Consider the following 610-nt stretch of genomic DNA (forward strand, 5'->3'; position numbering starts at 1 on the left):
TTGGTGTCGAAGCCGCCATAGGGAACCAGCGTATCGTTCATGACGTTGCCGGCGTAGCCGATGAACGTATCGAAGGCCGATTCGTCCTTACCGACGCGCAGACCACCGAGCTGGATCCAGGCGAAGTTCAGCGAAACGCCTGTGTTGCCGGCCTCGTTGGGGAAGAAGTCCGGGTTCCCATCTGGGTCATAGCCAGCAAAGTCGGCGCGGCCTTGGCTGTTGCCGAAATTGAAGCGGGTCTCGGTGAAGGTCTTCAAGGTGCCGAGTTCGGTCTCCTGGCCGGTCCAGGTCTTCAGCGTGAAGCGAGCACGCTTCCAATAGGTGTCGTTCTCGTCGCCGTCCTCGTGGTCGCCGGACGTCGCACCAGTGAACGTACCGACGTCGCCGACGCCGATGTCGTAACGGACATAGCCGCCGATGCGCAGGCAGGTTTCGGTGCCGGGGATGTAGAAGTAGCCAGCGCCGTAGACGTCGCAGATGCGAACGTATTCAGCGGGTTCCGGCTCGGCGACGACGACGGCGTCGGCGGCGCGCGCACCGGAAACTGCGACCAGCGCCGCAGCGGAGCCGAGAAGAAGGCTCTTGATGTTCATTTTCTGACCTCCAGTCA

General features: G+C 62.1%; 1 protein-coding gene. It reads right to left on the reverse strand.

Annotated features, from left to right (window positions below):
• On the reverse strand, positions 1 to 593 hold a 593-nt coding region (locus tag EOC93_RS33650; protein WP_164759403.1), incomplete at its 3' end, for a porin.
• Positions 594 to 610 lie beyond the last annotated feature (17 nt).

The sequence above is a fragment of the Mesorhizobium sp. M6A.T.Ce.TU.002.03.1.1 genome (assembly GCF_003997275.1).
Taxonomy (GTDB): domain Bacteria; phylum Pseudomonadota; class Alphaproteobacteria; order Rhizobiales; family Rhizobiaceae; genus Mesorhizobium; species Mesorhizobium mediterraneum.